The organism is Streptomyces sp. NPDC030991 (genome assembly GCF_055571235.1).
Window position 1 is genome coordinate 25,242 of record NZ_JBVIFR010000022.1, and the last position, 18,680, is coordinate 43,921.

Consider the following 18,680-nt stretch of genomic DNA (forward strand, 5'->3'; position numbering starts at 1 on the left):
GCGTTGATGCTGAACTTTCATGGGGGGTCTGGCGAACGGCGGCACGAGCGCGGCTTGGCGCTCGGCGGTGGAACTCTGCGGCGACGCCTCGGTGGTCGAGGGGCCACTGACGGGTTCGCACCATGAGACGTACGTCTTTCCGCTGAGGACGGGACAGGGCGCACGGCAGGTCCGCTGGAAGAGCCGGGCGGCCCGCGCCGGCCTCGTCAGGTTCGACCGCCGGTGCTTCGCCTCGGAGGCGGACGTGGTCCGCGCGGTGGGCCGACGGGTGCGCCGAGTCCCGGAGTTCATCGAGATCGGCGGTGCGGGGCTGCAGCGTTTCATCGAGGGCGAGACCCTGGCCCGGCTGTGTCCGGCGGGGGAGCTCGTGCCGGGCCGCCTGGTGGGCCAGATCGTGGACGTGTTCCGGGAACTGGTCTCCATCCAGGACCGCACGGTGGGCATGGAGCGCGGGCACACCCCGCCCGGGCGACCCGAGGAGCGGGACACCGGAGCCTGTCTGGACGGCCTCATCACCTTCGTGGAGGACGGTGTCTACGAGGCCCATGCCGACGCGTTCGCGGGCCTCTTCCTCGCTCTGGGGGTCGACCGGGACGCGTTCCGGCGCCTGCGCCACTTCGTCACGGGACTGCGCGAGCGGCCCCTGTGCCTGGTCCACGGAGATCTCCACCGGAAGAACCTCATCGTCGACGCCGGGGGTGAACTCTGGGTGATCGACTGGGAGTTGGCGATGTATGGCGACCCGCTGTACGACCTGGCCACCCATCTGCACCTGATGGGGTACCCGGCGCCGCAGGAGCAGGAGATGACCCGGCTGTGGTGCGAGGCCGTGGAGGAGGTCAGGCCGGGCACGTCGCGGGGATGGCGCGGTGATCTTCCGCTGCTGCTGGGCTTCAAGCGCGCGCAGTCGGTCTTCACCGACGTGATCCGGCGCGGGTTCGAGCTGCGCGCCGACGGCGTGCCCGACGCGGCCCGGCTGTGGCGCACGGCGGCCGGACTCCACGGGGTGCTGGCGCGTGGCGCCCTGCCGCTCGGGCTTGAGGACGTTCCTTCCGTGCGGCACATCTCCGTCGCGTTGGCGGACTGGTGTCGCGGCTACCCTGCACAACCATGACCACCCCCACCGCCCCCGAACCCGCCCGCGGCCTGCGTGAGCGCAAGAAGCAGCGCACCCGGCAGGTGCTCTCCGACACCGCTGTCCGGCTCTTTCTGGAGAAGGGGTACGACAAGGTGTCCGTCGCGGAGGTCGCCGCCGCGGCGGAGGTGTCCAAGCCGACGCTGTTCCGGTACTTCCCGGCCAAGGAGGACCTGGTCCTGCACCGGTTCGCCGACCACGAGGACGAGGCGGCCCGGGTCGTCGCGGGGCGGGCGCCGGGGGTGGCGCCGGTCGAGGCGTTGCGGGAACGCTTCCTGGCGGGCCTGGAGCGGCGGGATCCGGTGACGGGGTTGTGCGACCACCCGGCGGTGCTCGCCTATCAGCGGCTGCTGTACGGGACCCCGGCGCTGGTGGCGAGGTTGCTGGGGTACCAGGAGCGTTCGGAGCGGGCGCTGGCCGAGGCGCTCGGGGGCCCTGCGGTCGAGGCGCGGCTGGCCGCCGGGCAGATCGTGGCGGTGCAGCGGATCCTCGCCGAGGAGAACGTGCGGCGGGTCAGGGCGGGGGAACCGGCCGACGCGGTCGAGGTCGACGCGGTACGCGCCGCCGAGCTGGGGTTCGGGCAGCTGGTGAGCGGGCTGCCGGGGAGGTTCGGGGGCGGTCGGTGAGGCGCGGGGAGGCCGACGGGGAGAGCCGGATGAGGTGGCCTGGGTAGCGGGCAGGGGCCGGGTGGCTTCGAGCGGCCGCCAGGTCGAGCGGGCGACAGGTCGAGAGGGCGACTTCCTCGGTAAAGAATGTAACTCGGTTGTGTTTTTGAGTTAGCCTCGGTGTATGAGACAGCCCTCTCTCGACGCCGAACGCCGCTTTCACGACATCTGCCGAGCCGCCCTCGCCGCGATGATCGAGGGCGCCGACGAGCAAGTAGTCATCGGAGAGAACGCCTCCGCGTCCGGCGCCGACGCCGAGGTGCTCGGTTACCAACTACGCAGTCAGGCCAAGGGACTTCGCGAACTTCCGCAGGGCCCGCTCTTCTTCGGCCGGCTCGACTTCGGGCTCTCCGGCGAGCACACAGGACAGAGCTACCACGTCGGTCGGGTGCGCATCACCGAGCACCCGGCGGCCCCGCCCCACGTGGTCGACTGGCGGGCGCCGGTGTCGCGGGCTTTCTACCAGGCGGGCGCCGCGGATCCACAGGGTGTGGACGTACGGCGCCGGTTCGGGTGGGCGCCGGGAAGCCTCGGTGATTCGGCGGACCTCACCAGCATCGAGGACGAGCGGCTCACCGCCGGGGAGGCCGGCGCCGGCAGCCGGATCCTCGCCGGGGAGATCGAACGGCCCCGCGTCGGCCCCATGCGGGACATCGCCGCCACCATCCAGCCCGAGCAGGACGACCTGGTCCGCGAGGGGCTCGCCACCTCGCTGTGCGTGCAGGGCGCGCCCGGTACCGGCAAGACCGCCGTCGGCCTGCACCGGGCCGCGTACCTGCTCTACACGTACCCGCAGCGGATCCAGCGGGGCGGCCTCCTGGTCCTCGGGCCCAACCGGACCTTCCTCTCCTACATCTCCGCCGTCCTGCCCGCGCTCGGCGAGGGCGGGGTACGCCGGTCGACCGTCGAGGAGCTCGTCGCCCACGGCGAGGTGCGGGCCCGGGACGAGGAGGCCGCGGCCGTCGTCAAGCACGACGTGCGGATGGCGGACGTGGTGCGGCGTGCGCTGTACGCGCGGGTCTCCCCGGACGGACCCGCCGACGACCTCGCCGTGCCGGACGGCTCGTACCGCTGGCGGGTACCGCTCCTGGAGCTGCGGCGGATCGTGGAGGGCGTACGCGACGAGGATCCGCCGTACGCCGTGGGCCGCGAACGGGTCCGCGACCGGGCCGTGCGCCTCATCCAGGAGCGGGCCGAGCGCCGGGGCGTGTCGGCGACCAACGTCTGGCTCCAGAAGATCGGCAGGTCCCGGGCGATGAGCGCGTACGTGGACGCCGCCTGGCCCCGGGTGCGGGCGGAGGAAGTGCTCTGCCAACTCCTGTCCGACGGCGACGCGTTGGCGCGGGCCGCCGACGGGCTGCTCGGTGGCGACGAGCAGAAGGCCGTGCTGTGGACCCGGCCCCCGCGCTCGTACAAGTCCGCCAAGTGGTCCGCCGCCGATCTCGTGCTGCTCGACGAGATCGCCGGGCTCCTCGAACACCCCGAGGGGTACGGCCACATCGTCGTCGACGAGGCGCAGGACCTCTCACCGATGCAGGCGCGGGCCGTCGCGCGGCGCGCTGCCTTCGGCTCGCTGACCGTGCTCGGCGACCTGGCGCAGGGCACCACGCCCTGGGCGGCGCGGAGCTGGGGCGAGCTGCTGACGCATCTGGGCAAGCCGGAGGCGGCCATGGTGCCGCTGACCACGGGGTTCCGGGTGCCGGCGGCCGTTGTCGCCCTGGCCAACCGGGTCCTGGAGCACATCGACGTCGACGTGCCCGCCGCGCAGTCCCTGCGGAAGGACGGGGAGTTGCGGATCGAGGCGGTGCCGGACGTGGTGGCGGGGACGGTCGAGGCGGTCCGGCGGGCGCTCGCGCACGAGGGGTCGGTCGGGGTGATCGCCGCGGAGCGGGACGTGTCGCGGGTGCGCGACGCGCTGGCCGCGGCGGGGTGCGCGACGGCCGGACCCGAGGAGCTCGGCGCCCGGGTCACCGTACTCGCGGCGTCCGTCGCCAAAGGGCTGGAGTACGACCACGTCGTCGCCGTCGAACCGGCCGCCGTCGCGGAGGCGGAGGCGCGGGGGATGGAGCGGCTGTACGTGGTGCTGACCCGGGCGGTCTCACGGCTGGACGTGGTGCACAGCCGGCCGCTGCCGTTCGCCGCCCCTGTCGCGTAGGGCGGCGGAGGGGCGGCCGGGGATCGCCGGGCAGGCCCTGGGGCGTGTTTCGAAAGTCCCTTACACGCCCTAGCCGCGCTGGCGCGGGCGCCTGGTCGCGGCGGGGCTCGGGGCCGGTGTGGCCAGGTGGCCCGTCGCCAGGTGGTTCATCAGGCGCAGGAAGGTCTCCCGGTCGGCAGCCGGGAACGCGGCCAACGCCTCCTCGTGGACGCGGTCCACGATCTCCTGGCTGCGCGCGGCCGCCCGCGCGCCCTCCTCCGTCACCGCGATGATCCGTGCCCGCCGGTCGGTGCTGGAGGGCCTGCGCTCGGCGAGCCCCGACTTCTCCAGGGCGTCGACGGTCACCACCATCGTGGTCTTGTCCATGTCGCCGATCTCGGCCAGCTGGTTCTGGGTGCGCTCCTCCTCCAGCGCGTGCACGAGCACGCAGTGCATGCGCGCCGTCAGTCCGATCTCGGCGAGCGCCGCCGCCATCCGGGTGCGCAGCACGTGGCTGGTGTGGTCCAGGAGGTAGGAGAGGTCCGGCCTGGTCCGGGTGGGCGCGGGCGTCATGGCGGTCATGGGTCCAGGGTAATCCACGACTGATCCCGAGAAAAACAATCTGCAACGGAACTATCTGCTACGGTCATTCCGTTGTCGCCGCCCGGAGTGGGCGGCGGCCCCGACCGGAAGGACCGTCATCGTGTCCGCCGCACTCGCCGCACCCGCGACTCCGCGCAACCGCTCCCGCTGGCTGGCCCTGGGCGTCATCGCCGCCGGGGCCCTGATGATCATTCTCGACGGGTCCATCGTCACCGTGGCCATGCCCGCCATCCAGGACGACCTCAACTTCGCACCCGCCGACCTCAGTTGGGTGGTCAACGCCTACCTCATCGCCTTCGGCAGCCTGCTGCTGCTCGCCGGGCGCCTCGGTGACCTCCTCGGACGCAAGCGGATGTTCCTCGCGGGCACCGCCGTCTTCACCGCCGCCTCGCTCCTCGCCGGACTCGCCACCGGCCCCGCCGTGCTGCTCGCCGCCCGGTTCCTGCAAGGTGTCGGCAGCGCGATGGCCGCCGCGGTCGGCCTCGGCATCCTCGTCACCCTCTTCACCGACCCGCGCGAACGGGCCCGCGCCATCGGGGTGTTCAGCTTCACCGGCGCCGCCGGGGCCTCGATCGGGCAGGTGCTGGGCGGCGTACTGACTGATGCCCTCGACTGGCACTGGATCTTCTTCATCAACCTGCCCATCGGCGCCGCCGTCCTCGCCCTCGCCGTGCCCGCGCTCCCCGCCGACCGCGGTCTCGGACTGCGCGCCGGGGCCGACGCGTGGGGCGCGCTGCTGATCACGGGCGGGCTGATGCTCGGGATCTACGGCGTCGTCAAGATCGAGGAGTACGGGGCGGGCTCGGGCCGCACGATCGGGCTGATCGGCGGTTCGTCCGTACTGGTCGCCGGGTTCGTGGTGCGGCAGGCCCGGGCGCGTACGCCGCTCATGCCGCTGCGCATCCTGCGCTCACGCACCGTTGTCGGCGCCGGTCTCACGCAGATCCTCACGCTCGCCGCGATGTTCGGCTTCCAGGTGCTCGCCGCGCTCTACATGCAGCAGGTCCTCGGGTACGGGGCCGCGGAGACGGGCCTCGCGATGCTGCCCGCCGCCTTCATGATCGGGGCCGTCTCGCTCGGGGTGTCGGCGCGGCTCGCGCACCGGTTCGGGGAGCGGCAGGTACTCCTCGCGGGCCTCGTCCTCCTCGCCGGCGCCCTCGGATATCTGGCCCGGGTACCCGTACAGGGCGCGTACGTTCCCGATCTGCTGCCCGTGATGCTGCTGGTCTCCGGCGGCGGACTCGTACTTCCGGCCCTGGCGGGGCTCGGCATGTCCGCCGCGGGGGAGGAGGACGCGGGGCTCGCCTCCGGCCTGTTCAACACCACGCAGCAGATCGGCATGGCGCTCGGCGTCGCCGTCCTCTCCACGCTCGCCGCGTCCCGCACCGATTCCCTGCTGAGCGGGGGGAGTTCACGCGCCGCCGCGCTCACCGACGGATACCGGCTCGCCTTCACGGTCGGGGCCGCACTGATCGGAGCGGCGTTCGTGGTGGCGCTGCTGGTACTGCGCCGCCCCGCACCCACACCGCCCGCACCGGCGGCGCGGACGGCACCGTCCAGCGCGCCGGCCGCCTGATCCGTACGACGGTCTGACCCGTACGACGGTCTGATCCGCACGGCGGCCGACGCCCGGCCGCGACGACGCCCAGCCGCGCCTACGCCCGGCCGTGCCTACGCCCGTATCTCTCCCCGCACCTCTACTCGCACACCTCTATCCGCCCCGATACCCCTACTTATATGGGAGGCCCCGATGTCCGGTCCCGCGCCCCGTTCCCTCACCGAGTCCGAGTTGCAACAGATCCTCGCGGAGGGCAAGTTCGGCACCCTGGCCAGTGTCCGGAGCACCGGCCATCCGCACCTGTCGACGGTGCTGTACCACTGGAGTCCGGACGAGCGCATTCTGCGGGTCTCCACGACCGAGGGGCGGCTCAAACCGCGCCAGTACCGCGCCGATCCGCATGCCGCCCTGCACGTCAGGCGCGACGACTTCGCCTTCGCCGTCGCCGAGGGCGAGGTCGAGGTGGCGGGGCCGAGTACGGAGCCCGGGGACGCGACAGGCCGCGAACTCCTCTCCATCGCTGGCGAGTTCGTGGCGGAAGGCGCCGAGGACGCCTTCCTGGCGGAGATGGTCGCGGAGCGGCGCGTCGTCCTGCGGCTCAAGGTGACGCGCCTGTACGGCACCGCGCTCGATGTCGCGTAGCCGGTGACGGGAGTTCGACGACGTCGGCGCTCACGCGGTTGATGGTGCCGGAGTCGAGGCGCCGGACCCCCCCCCGGGAGCCCCGCGCACCGCTCAATGCGGGAGCAGCCGCATGGTGGTCGAGGCCGCCGAGTCGCTGGTGATGTGGGCGAGGACGCGGGCCGCGTAACCGCTGTACTTGCGGCGGTAGCCCTCGTCGATCGTGTCGTTGAGGCCGGGGTCGGCGACGGTCTGGAAGGTGACCTCCCGGGTGACGCCACCGCCCGAGACGCGGCCGGCTTCGCGGACGCGGCTCGCGTGGTACCAGTCGGAGCCGGGGCCGTTGACGGAGCGGACGTAGAGGTCGTCGCCCTCGCGGACCACCCAGACGGTGCGGCTGCTGCCCAGGGTGACGCCGTCGGAGCGCAGCGAGGCGATCTCCAGTTCCTCGGCCGCGCCGATCGCGTCGAGTTCGGCGTCCGTCCACGCCGCGGCCGGGGCGGCGGGGTCGGTGGGACCCGCGCTGGCGGCCGGGCCTGTGCTGTCAGTGGGGTCCGTGCTGTCGGTGGGGTCCGTGCTCATCGGCGTACGTCTCCTTGTGTGTGGGGGAGGGCAGACGGGTGTCCTGTCTCAGATAACGGTGGGTAGAGCGAGGTCCTGACCTGCGGTGCCTACGGTTGGGTGGGACAAGCGCGACTCATCCCGTCTCACCCAACCGTAGGCAGTTGCCCGCCAGGCTAGGTTCTCCTCTGCGCTCAAGCCGCGATCCTGCGAAGGGGACGAAGAATGGGGTGAAGTCATCGCTTCCACCCCCCGGTTGACTGATAAACGGACCTGCCCTCACCACGCCCCTTGGGGGGCGGCGGACCCGTCGCAAGTCGATGTTCGTCAGGCAGCAGAACGAACTCACTCGCCGACGGCCACGACTTGTGGAAGCGCAACGACGCTACGAGAAGGAACAGGCGCAGAGGGGTGCTGGATAGGAGATTCTCCCCGACATCACCAGGAGGGCACCAGGCTTCGACTTGGCCCTCTTCTTGCTTGGCGAGTCCTCTCCCTGAGCAGCTGAACTATGCCGCCTCGGTAAAGATCTTCCTCTGCACTTCAAGATGGCTACGCAGGTCAACAACAGCATCGTTCTCGGAAGTCGGTGCTTCTCCCTGAAGTTCGTTCAAGTCAACGGAGTTTGCTTCGGCAAGTTGCCTCGTGTAATCAACCACGATGTTGACCAATATCTCTGCGTGCTTGGTCGAAAAGTCAAGAGTGATACTTCCGTCTTCGCCGGAGTATGCCTTGACAGCATCCAAGTCGGCGATGAGCCGGTCGATGATGTCCAGTTCAAGGCGCCCTTCATGAACTGCTTCCATATAAGCGGCCAACGAGGAGTTGTAACTTTGGACGCACTCCGGCACTTCAGATTTGCCAGTATGCTTGCGCTTCTTTGCGGCGACAATGGCAGCTACTCCTGCTGCCACCGTACCCACTACGGTGATCGGGATGAGGAATCGCGGGTTTTTCAACATCCCTGCCGCACGTGCCACTGCCTTCTCGTTGCTCACGGGCAGGGGGACTTCTTTCAAGTGCTTGACAATCTGTCCCATTTGGTTGCGGATGATGCCGCCGTATTGAATGAGGTTGCCGCCGAGTAGGCCTGCCTCGATCTCTGGCGGAATGTAGAAGGAAGTAGGCTGGCTAATCACTGCTCGTCCTTGCCGTGCGGTCCTTGGCGGCTTCCTTGCAATCGAACGGAAATTGGTTCAGCTGAAACGCTGAGGCAGGCCCAGCAGAAGCGCAGGGTCCGCCACCTCGACAGTCTCGTCGCCCTCTCTGACGTAGGCTTTGCCGCTGAAGAGGGATACCTTCTGCTGCTCGGGAATTCGAATCACGATCACGCCGAGACCGTAGTAATCCGAATGGGTCAAACTTGCCAGCACTGCACCCTTGAGGCCATCGTCCAACCCGGATGCCCGAATAGCGTCTTTCCAGCGAGCCGCGTACCGCTCGGGGGTCTCAGCGAGGGTTTTTGCTTCCCTGTTAACCCCCACGACGAAGCGTCGTCCTACCTTGCGCGGCGTCACGCCATCTAGGCTCGCGATTCGATCTGCGTCCGTCTCCTTGTCCGCCACCCCAATGAGGATCGTCCCTGCCCTACCCTTACCATTATTGGCGATCGCGCAGATAGTTCGCATAACTTTGTCGACGATATTCGGATCGATCTTTCGGTTGCCGTGCAGGCGCAGCATCCCCTGCTTCAGTTCATAGTGCGGAGCTTCGATTTCCGAGCGTCGGATGATGGAGTCGATATCGGTTGTAGTGTGATCTCCGTAGATATCCCGAGGCTCGCTCTTCACGAAGTGAGGGCGGATAAGACCCTTGATCGTTTCGACGTTCTTGCGTCGCTCTGCCGGTGCCGTTGAGCGGCGGCTGGTTTCGATCCGCTTATCAAGATCAGTGATGGCCGACTTCACTCCGTGGTAATCCGCGATCTTCTGATTTTCTCCGATGAGGAGTTCGTGGAACGCGATGAAGAGCACGGCGAAAGCGGAAGGGAAGGGGTTCGTTGTCCTCTTTGAGAAGATAATCGACCGCAGCTTGCTCACGTCGGAATCCGTACAAACTGCACGAATCTCGTCGATGCAGAGTTTGAACTCGGCCGATAACCTATCTGCACCATATGCGTCGAGTGCGCTGATCAGCTGGCGATTTCGATCTGATCCGCTCTCGTAGGCTTGGTCGAGCGCATCCTTCGACCTCTCTACTAGATCTCCCCCGATGACGGATGCTGCGATATCTGCGATGCATTGCTCATCCATTGAGTCGCGCAGGTCGGTAGACCTCAGAATCCCTTGTTCGACCCAGAAGACCTCATCGGCAGCAACCTCATACCCATGCTTCTTTTTGGGGAGGTCGATGCTAATGGACGGCATCTTGTCCAAGCTTAGAACATCGCTTGACGCGTCACCTCTGACTTCGCAGGAAAGTTCGCGGACCAGCGTTGAGAATTCATCCCGGGAGCCTGACTGTCTGCGTTCCTGATCGCTAAGCCTATGGCCATAGGTGTTGATCCTCGCGAAAACGTCATCGATCTCAGCGTCGGTTGCCCCTCGCATGACCGATACGGAAATCGAGTAGTCGAGAAAGGCGCCCACCTCGCGGGGTGTCAAGGTTTCCCCGGCGGTGACGGAGAAGGTATCTTCCTCTTCCGCCCGATTCTTCGCCGTGACGAACTGAGCCACATCGAAATACTCGTCATCTAGTGTCGCAAAGGCAGTTTCGATGAAAGAGGTGATGGTGTGTAGTCGCTGTAGTCCATCGATTACCTCATAGTCTCCCCCCTCTCGTTCCGCCAGCAGAATTGCAGGAATGGGATATTCCTTGAGTACTGATTCGATCAGTTTCTGCTTTTCAGTCAAGGTCCAAACCAGCTTTCGCTGGTAGCGGCGATTAACCCACAGCTTATTTTCGCTGTGCCAGGCGTAGATGGATTGAATGGACTTTTGCTGGGGAGCAAGTTCTGCCATGAGCTAATCCTGTCACGGGATCCCTGTCGCGCGCAGCCGTAGTGTATTGATGGTCACCTACTCGCGGGAACCGTCGGAGTCTGGGTGGCTCCGCTGGGCGTGGCCATGTGCATCTCGGTGCCGTTCGTGGCCTCGGCGCAGTCGGCCTCTGCCCAGGGCCATCGCCAGTACCAAGCTGATCAAGCTCGCTGGCGCAGGCGCAACATCGCTGCTGAGACGATCACCTGACCTCATGTGTGTGAAGACCAGGGCTTACGGCTGTTGTGCCAGCGCTCTTTCCCATCGAAGTATCGATCAATGCGCCGCATCACCATGGCGCACTCCTGGCCGAGCCTGTCGAGGTCGTGATCAGCTCGGAGGGGCGTGTCGTGCGGGAGGCGGCGGTAGAACTCTGCGAGGAGCCGACCGATGTCGTCGGGGTGGCCGCTATGGGCGACGACCGAGCGCCAGAACGGCGTCGTGGCCATGGACATGGCTGCGACCATGCCGGGATATGCCATTGCGTAGAGTCCCGGTCCCCAACCACTGCGTGCTCCGGGCTGCGTGCGGACGATGTTGTGGAGTTCGTCGGTGCCAAGGGATTGGCAATGGGCAGCGAGTTTCTGCCAGAGACCTCGGGCGGCGTCGAGGCACTGGGTGATCAAGGTGTCCCCGTGGCGGCGAATCAGCCGGTGGTGCCACCGCTGAGCACGGACGGTTGCGGGCAACTGTGCGAGGTCAACCTGGTCTTGCGGACGGTGTGCTGCCTTGCCGACCCAGAGACCGTGACGCATGCATACGTGGTGATGGCGGGCAGGCGCGAAAAGCACGATCTGCTGGCCGGGAGCGTGAGCGGCAGCGCACCTTCGGCAGGCCCAACGCTGTTCGCGTCCGGCGGAGCCGGGAACAGCACGGAACCCGGCCTCTTGCCACCATGTGAGTTCCGGAAGCGCTCTCCAGAGGACAGCGGGGGACTGGCCGGTCAGCAGCGCCAGGCGACGCACAGTCTCAGCGGGAGAATCGGGCGCTGACTGGAGCCATCGTGAGGGAACCTTGAGGCGGTCGACGGGGACACGGTTGGCGTCGGCGAGGCGCCGCCAATATGAGCCGAGAGCTTCCTCCGGGAACGGAGCGAGCGGCCGAGGCAGCGGCCTGAAGATCACAGGCTCGAACGCTGTGCTCATCCTGCCGCCTTCCGGGGACGTCGCGAGTCCGGGGCGGAGGACTCGTTGTGGTGGTCGATTCGGATGGACTTCAAGGTGGAGCCGGTGATGCGTTCACTGCCATCGAGGATCGCGGTGATCGCTGCGGCTCGGATCAGGTGAGAGAGGCTGCCGATCATGCCGCCGGTGCGTTGATGCAGGTAGTCCGCCAGCTGCGCGAGGGTGTCCCTCTCGTGGCGGTGTAGCCGCAGCGTGTTCTCCATGGTCGCCACCAGAGAGCGCCACTCGGCGGTGAGTGGGAACGGGCCGGTGCGAACCAGGATGCTGCGGCCGGCCAGCTGGCTGCCGCGGATTCCGGTGAACAGTCCCGAGTGCTCGACGTTGATTCCGGCATATACGAACGTGGCGGGCAGGTGCTCCGTGAAGTACTTCAGGTGGTCCGAGAGCTCCTCACCCGCCGTCGTCGCGAGGTTCATCAGGTGGATTTCGTCGACCAGCACCAGGTCCGTGCGGGCCTCGATCATCACCTGGCAGACCGCGCTGGTGACGTCGGTGGTGTTGTGCCGCGGCGAGATCAGCGGCAGGCCGAGGAACCGGGCGAACTCCATGGCGAGCTTGCGGGGCGAGCCCCGGGGCGGAGCAGTGATGTAGACGACGGGAATGCGGTCGCCTCCCGGAAACCGCTGACGGATGCGTAGTTCGTGCAGGCGCCCGAGCTGCTTGAGCGCGGTCGTCTTCCCGGTCGTCCACTCTCCGGAGACGATCATTCCGCGCCGGGCGCCATGCTCGCGCTGATTGAGCAGGGTCAGCAGCCGTCCCTGGTGGGCGATCTCCTTGACGGTCGAGGTGCGGATCACCTGGAGTTCGGAGTGGTAAGCGATGCGGGCTTCGTCATAGACCTCCCGCACCGGCTGGCTCATCGATCGCCGCTGCTGGTCATCGAGCAGGTCGAAGACGGCTGGGTCCGTGTCGACGAAGTGACGCCACCCGGCCAGCGTCGTGGACGGGTCGGTGCGTACTTCGCCGGGCTTGTCGGCTTCCTCGGAGGGATCAGGGATCTTCACCACCACTTCTCGGCCTCCTTGCGGGCGTCGAAGATCTCCAGCGGGATGATGTCGGCGAGTTCCTCCTCGCTTGTGGCGTTCTCGTCGGCCAGACCGGCCGAGGAGTCGGGCTCGTCGATCGGCCGAGGCCAGGACGGCTGTGCGGTGGCCCGGGTTCGGGCTGCGACCTTGCGTTCCCTGCGGCCTCGGCCCGTGGGCTTGGCTACTGGTGTGTTCGGCCCGTCGGCGGCCTGGTCCAGCAGGGCAACGGCAGCCTGGGCGAGCTCTTCCTCGGTGACCTGATCCGAGCCGCGCTCGGCGAGGATGCGGCGAGCGCGGTCCCAGGCCAGCTCGCCCATCGGCATCGGGGCGGTGCGAAGATGGCGCCAGATCGCGGTGACCCAACCTCCCTGACGGTGGTTGCGTACCCAGACGCGGGAGATGTCGTAAGGGTCGTAGTGCACGTCCCAGCCCCGTCCGTCGTCTCCCGCGCCGGAACGCTGCCGGCGGAAGGGGTTCAACTCCGCGCTGTCGTAGGTGCGGTGGTTGATGCGGACGCCGTAGGAGTTGATCGTCCGACGGTGCCGGGGCAGCAGCTCGATGTACTCCTCCGCACTGAGCGCGACCGGGACGTGCCCGGCGGCCGCGACCAGCGCAGCGTACTTCTCGTTGGGGCTCAGTGCTTTGCCCGGCATCAGCGGGTCCCGCAGGCCCTCGTGCGGCCGGTTCTGCCAGATGACGATCCACTGCTGGAGCAGTTCCTGAACCTGGTGGATCGACCAGACAGCCTCTGCGGCCGGATCGACGCCACGGTGCTCAGTGCTGCGTCCCTTATGGCCAGGGAGGTACTGGGTGAACATCGTGGCCACCGAGCCCAGCGTCTTCTCGATGTGTGGTTTATCCGTAGGGGTGTCGGGGTGAGCGGGCTGGAACGAGATGCCCAATGCCTGGCAGGCAGAGCGGAACGTGTCGGAGATGTACGCCTTGCCCCGGTCGCAGACGATCGTCTCCGGCGTGATCACCGGGACAGCTGCGGCGTCGGCCAGCCGTTCGTCGAGCGCGATGAGCGAGGCGTGGGGGAGGACTGAGCGGGACATCCGCAGTGCGTCCGCCCAGCCCGGCCGCATCGGCTCCGGGGTCATCGCCCGCGCCAGCAGCAGCGCGGCATCCACTGCCTTCGTCGAGGGCCGCAGCACCGCCGCGGCCAATGTGCGGGTCGCGATGTCCACGATGCCGGTCAGCTCGACGGTGTCCACCGTGCCGTCGTCATGGACGACCAGCACGTCCAGGGGAGTTGAGTCGATCTCCATCACCTCGCCCGGCCGGCCTGCGGTGAGCTGGCCGAACATGCCGTCCGGCTGCTTGGCCAGCGAGCGGCGGGTGCGGGCCGAGCCCAGGGTGTGCCGCCCGGAGGAGAGTGCGGACAGCAGCCGGTAGAACGTCGTCCGGGACGGCAGTGCCACCACTCCCGGACCATGTTCGGCCTCCAGCGCACGTTCCATCCGGCGCCGCAGGACCTGAGCGGACACCGTGGAGCGACTGGTCTGGTCCTCCACGACCTTCCGCAGGGTCTCGACGACCCTCCGGTCGACGCGGCCGGTACCGTCCGAGACGGACCGCAACCGCGGGTCGACCAGGCCCAGCGCGCCCTCGCGCTCGAAGCGCCCCCGCATCCGCTGGATCAGCTTCAAGGACACGGGGTGCCCACCAGCCTCAAGCTCCTCCGCCTTGGTCAACTCCCGCTGCCGCAGCGACCGGACCGCCGGATCGTATGCGGCCCTCACCGGCCCGTGCGGGTCCTCCCTCGGACGGCCGGTGAGCATCTCCACCAGGTGCCGCTGCCACCACTCCGCCCGTTCGACGGCCTTGCGAGGAAACCCCTCCAGGGCTCCGGCCGCCGGAACCACCGCACGCACCGAAGACGGCGTGACCACCTCGAAGTCAGCGGACGACAGCAGGTGGGCCAAGAGCACCACGCTCGGCGACTGGTTCTCGTCGACGAGGCGGACCGCAGTCCCCTCCAAAGCCGCCACCGTGTGCAGGCGACCGTCGAAACGGACCAGGTCACCCGCTCGCAGCAGCCGTGGACGCGACGGCATAACCGCCCCCTTCTCGCACCTCTCCGAGCCCGACCCGCGTATCCGCCGACAACAGTCCCGCGCTGAGATCCGCGGCAAGGACGCGCTGCCAGAGCAGGTGGAAGAGCACTGGAAGCACCGCGATCTGATCGCCCACCCGCCTGGCTCCGGCCAGCAGCGAGACCCCCTCGCCGAACACCTCGACCAGTCGATCGGCGACCTGTGGGCGGTGCACGCGCGGATGCCGGTAGCCAGCCAGCCATCGCACGTTCTCCATCAGCACCGCATCCGGCGCCCCCACCCGTACGAAGTCCCACCCCACGAGCCCACAGGCCGCGGCGGTCGTCGCGAACTTCATCGCGTCCCTCGGTCTGATCCGCTCATCCGGGCGCACGTCCACCACCAGGGCTGTGCCATCCGTGCGGCGTACGAAGAAATCCGGTGTGTGCCGCACCCGCTTCCCATCCGGACCCGACCACGACACCTGAAAAGGCTGCGAAGCGACCGCCGTAACCAGCGGGTCGAAGTCGAGCAGCATCAGATGATCGCGCTCCAGCCACGACTCGTAGCCGACGTGCCCACCGCAGGTCGCCGACCAATACCAACCGCACCAGTTGCTCTGACCCCGGAAAGCCTGGAATCGACGCTCAGGCCGTACATCCTCAAACCGCACCGACCACAGCCTGCCCAACGGCCCCCTCCGACGAACGCCCGCCGGATCCACGTACTCGATCTCGAAGTCCTCAGCTGATGCCAGGCCACCCACGTGTGCAGTCATCCAGGCCCCCGTACGCACGACGCCGACCATCCACACCGACCGTAGAAGGGCCGCCACCGCACTGCCCACAGAAGATTGGAACACCGCAGAACTTGCCTACAGATGATCGGGACAACGGTCCTCTTGCCCACAGAAGAGCGGGACTGCCTACACATCGCTGGGACCGGACAGCCGGTGCACGTGCAGTGGCATGGAACACTTTTGCAAGCATTCGCTTGCAAAAGTTAGCGCGGATGCGGCAGTATCCACGTATGGCATCGCTCAACGTCGGAAGTCTCGGCGAGTACCTGCGGGAACAGCGTCGCACCGCGCAGCTGTCGCTCCGTCAACTCGCTGATGCCGCAGGCGTGTCCAACCCGTATCTGAGCCAGATCGAGCGCGGGCTGCGCAAGCCGAGCGCGGAGGTGTTGCAGCAGGTCGCCAAGGCGCTGCGGATCTCCGCCGAGACGCTGTACGTGCGCGCCGGCATCCTCGACGCGGAGCGGGAGCGGGACGAGGTGGAGACGCGTGCGGTGATTCTCGCCGACCCCTCCCTCAACGAGCGCCAGAAGCAAGTCCTGTTGCAGATCTACGAGTCATTCAGGCACGAGAACGGGACCGGTGCCGGCGCCCACGCCGGTGACGGTGACGCCGACCGCGGTACCGACAGCGGTGCCGACGGCGGTACTGACAGTGATACCGAGCCCTCGAGCAAGCAGTAGTAGATGTGATCCCGGAGGACCACGCCATGGCCATCAAGGACGACCTGCGCAAGACCTTCTCCGACCCGACCCCGCTCTACTTCGCCGCCGGTACCGCCGAGTTGGCGTTCCAGCAGGCCAAGAAGGTGCCGGGGCTTGTCGAGCAGCTGCGGGCCGAGGCGCCCGCGCGCTTCGAGGCCGTGCGCAACACCGACCCCAAGGACGTGCAGGACAAGGCGACCGCACGGGCCAAGGAGGCCCAGGCGACGGTCACCGCGAAGGTGACCGAGCTCGTCGCGGCCCTCGACAGCGATTTCAAGAAGTTCGGCGAGAGCGCCCAGGACTTCGCCCTGCGCGGTGTCGGCCTGGCCGCCGAAGCCGCCGTCAAGGCCCGTGAGGCCTACGAGAAGGTCGCCGAGCGCGGCGAGGAGACCGTGAAGGCGTGGCGCGGCGAGGCCGCCGAGGAGATCAACGAGATCGCCGTGGCCGTCGAGCCGGACCCCGAGCCCCAGCCCGCGGCCGCCGCCCCGGCCGGGGAGAGGTCCGCCACCGCGAAGAAGCCCGCCGCCGCCAAGAAGGCGCCGGTCAAGAAGACGACCGCCGCCAAGCCGAGCACGGACTCGGCGGACACGACCGCTCCGACGGCCTCGACCGCTCCGACGGCCTCGACGGACTCCGCGGCGCCCGAGAAGTAGCCCCCGCCGGGCAGGCCGGGCGGACCGGCAGGCCGACCGAAGGGGTGCATCACCCGCATCACGAGCCGGGCACGTACCGCGTGCCCGGCTCGTTGGGCGGGTACGGTGACCGCAGATCCGTAGGACCGTTCAGGAAGACGATTTTGGTGGTGGCGTTGTGCTGATGCAGGGGTTCGCCAATCTCATGTGGCTGCTGAGCATGGCGTTGATCGTCTTCAGCGGCTTCGCGCTCATCGACGCCGCGGTCCGGCGTGAGGACGCCTACCGGGCCGCGGACAAGAAGACCAAGCCGTTCTGGCTGATCGTCCTCGGTATCGCGTTCGTCGTGGACCTGCTCTTCCCGATCCTGTCGTTCCTGCCGATCATCGGGCTCGTCGCGACCATCGTGTACATGGTGGACGTGCGGCCCGCCGTCCGGCAGATCTCCGGTGGCGGGGGCCGCAAGGGGCGCGGTTCCAGCAGCGACGGACCGTACGGTCCGTACAACGGCGGGCGCTGATCTCCGCGCCGCCCTTCCTCAGCGGTCCAGGAGCAGGATCGCCACGTCGTCGGTGAGGTCGCCGCCGTTGAGGTCACGGACCTCGTTCATGGCCGCTTCCAGCAGCTCCTCGCCGCGCAGGCCATCGGCCCGCCGGCGGCGGATCAGCTCCAGCATGCCCTCCTGGCCCAGGCGCTGGTTGCCCTCGCCGACCCGGCCCTCGATCAGGCCGTCCGTGTAGAGCATGAGGCTCCAGGACGCCCCCAACTCCACCTGCGTACGCGGCCAGCGGGCCTTCGGCAGCAGTCCGAGAGCCGGTCCGCCGTTCTCGTACGGGAGCAGCGTCGCCTGCCGTTCCGGGCTCGCGATCAGCGGCGACGGGTGGCCCGCCAGGCACAGGCCCGCGCGGCGGCCGTCCGGCGATATGTCCACCGTGCACAGGGTCGCGAAGATCTCGTCGCTCTCCCGCTCGTGCTCCAGGACCTGCTGGAGCGTGGAGAGGAGCTCGTCGCCGCACAGACCCGCGAAGGTCAACGCCCGCCAGGCGATGCGCAGTTCGACGCCGAGCGCCGCCTCGTCCGGGCCGTGCCCGCAGACGTCGCCGATCATCGCGTGGACCGTGCCGTCGGGGGTGCGCACCGTGTCGTAGAAGTCGCCGCCGAGCAGCGCGCGGGAGCGGCCGGGCCGGTAGCGCGCCGCGAACCGCAGGGGCGAGCCGTCCAGCAGCGGGGTCGGCAGCAGGCCGCGCTCCAGACGGGCGTTCTCCTGGGCGCGGATCCGGGACTCGGTCAGCTTGCGCTGGGCGATGTCGGCGCGCTTGCGCTCGACGGCGTAGCGGACGGCGCGGCCGAGGAGGCGCGCGTCCAGCTCGTCGCGGAACAGGTAGTCCTGGGCGCCGACGCGTACCGCCTCGGCGGCGCGCTCGGCGTCGCCCGACGTGGTCAGGGCGAGCACGGCGTGCCGGGGCGCGAGGCGCAGTACGTGTCGGAGCGTCTCCAGCTCGTCGGTGCCCGCGTCGGCGTCGGCCTTCGGCCCGGGCAGCGCGAGGTCGAGCAGCACGCAGTTCACGTCATGGGTGAGCAGCCGCTCGGCCTCGGTGAGGTTGCGGGCGGTGCGCACCCGGATCGGCCTGCCCGCGGCGTCCGGCATCTCGGGGATGCTGAACGACCCGGCCGGGTCGTCCTCGATGACAAGCAGCGTCAGGGTCGAGGAGCCGGCCGTCGGCGAGGCCGGACGGGTCGGCGGCGCGGCCGGACGGTGGTGCGGCTCCGCCGACGGCGTGCGCGGTGTATTCGGTGTATTCGCTGTATTCGGTGCGGTCGGCGTGGCCGACGCGGTCGGTGTGGTGGGTGCAGTCGGCGCAGCGTGAGCCTGACCACCTTCCACGGCGGGGATGGCTCTCTGCCGCGGTACGGGTACGGGCATCGCTCGGTTTCCTTCCCTCCCCCGAGGGCGCGGTGGGACGAAGGTCCTCGTCCACCAGACGGGGACCTTAGCGGTACCCGGCGCTTCAACGGAATGGTGAGCGGCAAACGGCCAGCGTCATATG

General features: G+C 68.5%; 18 protein-coding genes. 9 read left to right on the plus strand and 9 right to left on the minus strand.

All coding sequences use genetic code 11. The features are described 5' to 3' along the window. Positions 1-19: 19 nt before the first annotated feature. From ACZ45E_RS31800 to ACZ45E_RS31810, 3 genes are all read left to right on the plus strand, one after another. A complete protein-coding gene (locus ACZ45E_RS31800; RefSeq protein WP_468227395.1) occupies positions 20-1,114 on the plus strand; it encodes a phosphotransferase in 1,095 nt (364 codons plus the stop codon). Further along, positions 1,111-1,761, plus strand: a complete 651-nt coding sequence (locus ACZ45E_RS31805) for a TetR/AcrR family transcriptional regulator (RefSeq protein WP_468227398.1) — start codon at positions 1,111-1,113, stop codon at positions 1,759-1,761. The genes ACZ45E_RS31800 and ACZ45E_RS31805 overlap by 4 nt, the downstream gene beginning before the upstream one ends. Before the next feature lie 163 nt (positions 1,762-1,924). Continuing rightward, on the plus strand, positions 1,925-3,955 hold the full coding sequence (locus ACZ45E_RS31810; RefSeq protein WP_468227400.1) for a HelD family protein: 2,031 nt from the start codon (positions 1,925-1,927) through the stop codon (positions 3,953-3,955). A gap of 69 nt (positions 3,956-4,024) precedes the next feature. On the opposite strand, the gene ACZ45E_RS31815 is transcribed toward ACZ45E_RS31810, so the two are convergent. Further along, positions 4,025-4,516 carry a MarR family winged helix-turn-helix transcriptional regulator gene (locus ACZ45E_RS31815; protein ID WP_468227403.1) on the minus strand — a complete coding sequence of 164 codons (492 nt, stop codon included), beginning with the start codon at positions 4,514-4,516 and terminating at the stop codon, positions 4,025-4,027. Positions 4,517-4,637: 121 nt separating this feature from the next. On the opposite strand from ACZ45E_RS31815, the gene ACZ45E_RS31820 reads away from it, so the two are divergent. Both ACZ45E_RS31820 and ACZ45E_RS31825 read left to right on the plus strand, forming a co-directional pair. Then, on the plus strand, positions 4,638-6,113 hold the full coding sequence (locus ACZ45E_RS31820) for an MFS transporter (RefSeq protein WP_468227405.1): 1,476 nt from the start codon (positions 4,638-4,640) through the stop codon (positions 6,111-6,113). A gap of 174 nt (positions 6,114-6,287) precedes the next feature. Next, on the plus strand, positions 6,288-6,737 hold the full coding sequence (locus tag ACZ45E_RS31825) for a TIGR03618 family F420-dependent PPOX class oxidoreductase (RefSeq protein ID WP_468227407.1): 450 nt from the start codon (positions 6,288-6,290) through the stop codon (positions 6,735-6,737). A gap of 93 nt (positions 6,738-6,830) precedes the next feature. Here the strand turns inward: ACZ45E_RS31825 and ACZ45E_RS31830 are convergent, their stop codons facing one another. The 4 genes from ACZ45E_RS31830 to ACZ45E_RS31845 all read right to left on the minus strand — a co-directional run bounded on the left by ACZ45E_RS31830 (position 6,831) and on the right by ACZ45E_RS31845 (position 10,710). Further along, entirely contained in the window at positions 6,831-7,298 is a 468-nt protein-coding gene (locus ACZ45E_RS31830) for a DUF2255 family protein (protein WP_468227410.1), read from the minus strand. A gap of 488 nt (positions 7,299-7,786) precedes the next feature. Next, entirely contained in the window at positions 7,787-8,416 is a 630-nt protein-coding gene (locus ACZ45E_RS31835) for a hypothetical protein (RefSeq protein ID WP_468227413.1), read from the minus strand. A 57-nt stretch (positions 8,417-8,473) separates the two neighbouring features. Continuing rightward, positions 8,474-10,237: a GmrSD restriction endonuclease domain-containing protein gene (locus ACZ45E_RS31840; protein ID WP_468227415.1), complete on the minus strand. Its 1,764-nt coding sequence runs from the start codon at positions 10,235-10,237 to the stop codon at positions 8,474-8,476. Between the two features lie 230 nt (positions 10,238-10,467). Next, a complete protein-coding gene (locus ACZ45E_RS31845) occupies positions 10,468-10,710 on the minus strand; it encodes a hypothetical protein (RefSeq protein ID WP_468227417.1) in 243 nt (80 codons plus the stop codon). Positions 10,711-10,794: 84 nt separating this feature from the next. Between ACZ45E_RS31845 and ACZ45E_RS31850 the strand changes: the two genes are divergently transcribed. Then, positions 10,795-11,247: a hypothetical protein gene (locus ACZ45E_RS31850; protein WP_468227419.1), complete on the plus strand. Its 453-nt coding sequence runs from the start codon at positions 10,795-10,797 to the stop codon at positions 11,245-11,247. Positions 11,248-11,396: 149 nt separating this feature from the next. Here the strand turns inward: ACZ45E_RS31850 and ACZ45E_RS31855 are convergent, their stop codons facing one another. The 3 genes from ACZ45E_RS31855 to ACZ45E_RS31865 are packed head-to-tail and all read right to left on the minus strand — an operon-like array spanning position 11,397 to position 15,278. Then, a complete protein-coding gene (locus ACZ45E_RS31855; protein ID WP_468227422.1) occupies positions 11,397-12,446 on the minus strand; it encodes a TniB family NTP-binding protein in 1,050 nt (349 codons plus the stop codon). After that, positions 12,440-14,521 (minus strand): transposase, encoded by a 2,082-nt coding sequence (locus ACZ45E_RS31860; protein WP_468227425.1) that lies wholly within the window; start codon positions 14,519-14,521, stop codon positions 12,440-12,442. Before ACZ45E_RS31860 ends, ACZ45E_RS31855 begins: the two co-directional genes overlap by 7 nt. After that, positions 14,487-15,278, minus strand: a complete 792-nt coding sequence (locus ACZ45E_RS31865; protein ID WP_468227428.1) for a TnsA-like heteromeric transposase endonuclease subunit — start codon at positions 15,276-15,278, stop codon at positions 14,487-14,489. The genes ACZ45E_RS31860 and ACZ45E_RS31865 overlap by 35 nt, the downstream gene beginning before the upstream one ends. A 251-nt stretch (positions 15,279-15,529) precedes the next feature. On the opposite strand from ACZ45E_RS31865, the gene ACZ45E_RS31870 reads away from it, so the two are divergent. The 3 genes from ACZ45E_RS31870 (at position 15,530) to ACZ45E_RS31880 (ending at position 17,152) form a co-directional block, all read left to right on the plus strand. Further along, positions 15,530-15,979: a helix-turn-helix domain-containing protein gene (locus tag ACZ45E_RS31870; protein WP_468227431.1), complete on the plus strand. Its 450-nt coding sequence runs from the start codon at positions 15,530-15,532 to the stop codon at positions 15,977-15,979. A 26-nt stretch (positions 15,980-16,005) separates the two neighbouring features. Continuing rightward, positions 16,006-16,653 (plus strand): hypothetical protein, encoded by a 648-nt coding sequence (locus tag ACZ45E_RS31875; protein WP_468227433.1) that lies wholly within the window; start codon positions 16,006-16,008, stop codon positions 16,651-16,653. 163 nt (positions 16,654-16,816) lie between these two features. Beyond that, the gene (locus ACZ45E_RS31880) at positions 16,817-17,152 is read left to right on the plus strand and encodes a DUF2516 family protein (protein WP_468227649.1); all 336 of its coding nucleotides are present in this window, start codon (positions 16,817-16,819) and stop codon (positions 17,150-17,152) included. An 18-nt stretch (positions 17,153-17,170) separates the two neighbouring features. Here the strand turns inward: ACZ45E_RS31880 and ACZ45E_RS31885 are convergent, their stop codons facing one another. After that, positions 17,171-18,556, minus strand: coding sequence for a PP2C family protein-serine/threonine phosphatase (locus tag ACZ45E_RS31885; protein ID WP_468227436.1), 1,386 nt, complete (start codon positions 18,554-18,556; stop codon positions 17,171-17,173). Positions 18,557-18,680 lie beyond the last annotated feature (124 nt).

Bases quoted from the DNA above. Each gene is read 5' to 3' on its own strand.
- ACZ45E_RS31860 (WP_468227425.1), bottom strand. From the start codon at position 14,521: ATGCCGTCGCGTCCACGGCTGCTGCGAGCGGGTGACCTGGTCCGTTTC.
- ACZ45E_RS31800 (WP_468227395.1), top strand. From the start codon at position 20: ATGGGGGGTCTGGCGAACGGCGGCACGAGCGCGGCTTGGCGCTCGGCG.
- ACZ45E_RS31815 (WP_468227403.1), bottom strand. From the start codon at position 4,516: ATGACCGCCATGACGCCCGCGCCCACCCGGACCAGGCCGGACCTCTCC.
- ACZ45E_RS31875 (WP_468227433.1), top strand. From the start codon at position 16,006: ATGGCCATCAAGGACGACCTGCGCAAGACCTTCTCCGACCCGACCCCG.
- ACZ45E_RS31880 (WP_468227649.1), top strand. From the start codon at position 16,817: ATGCAGGGGTTCGCCAATCTCATGTGGCTGCTGAGCATGGCGTTGATC.
- ACZ45E_RS31870 (WP_468227431.1), top strand. From the start codon at position 15,530: ATGGCATCGCTCAACGTCGGAAGTCTCGGCGAGTACCTGCGGGAACAG.
- ACZ45E_RS31865 (WP_468227428.1), bottom strand. From the start codon at position 15,278: ATGACTGCACACGTGGGTGGCCTGGCATCAGCTGAGGACTTCGAGATC.
- ACZ45E_RS31805 (WP_468227398.1), top strand. From the start codon at position 1,111: ATGACCACCCCCACCGCCCCCGAACCCGCCCGCGGCCTGCGTGAGCGC.
- ACZ45E_RS31840 (WP_468227415.1), bottom strand. From the start codon at position 10,237: ATGGCAGAACTTGCTCCCCAGCAAAAGTCCATTCAATCCATCTACGCC.
- ACZ45E_RS31830 (WP_468227410.1), bottom strand. From the start codon at position 7,298: ATGAGCACGGACCCCACCGACAGCACGGACCCCACTGACAGCACAGGC.
- ACZ45E_RS31845 (WP_468227417.1), bottom strand. From the start codon at position 10,710: ATGTCCATGGCCACGACGCCGTTCTGGCGCTCGGTCGTCGCCCATAGC.
- ACZ45E_RS31810 (WP_468227400.1), top strand. From the start codon at position 1,925: ATGAGACAGCCCTCTCTCGACGCCGAACGCCGCTTTCACGACATCTGC.
- ACZ45E_RS31885 (WP_468227436.1), bottom strand. From the start codon at position 18,556: ATGCCCGTACCCGTACCGCGGCAGAGAGCCATCCCCGCCGTGGAAGGT.
- ACZ45E_RS31825 (WP_468227407.1), top strand. From the start codon at position 6,288: ATGTCCGGTCCCGCGCCCCGTTCCCTCACCGAGTCCGAGTTGCAACAG.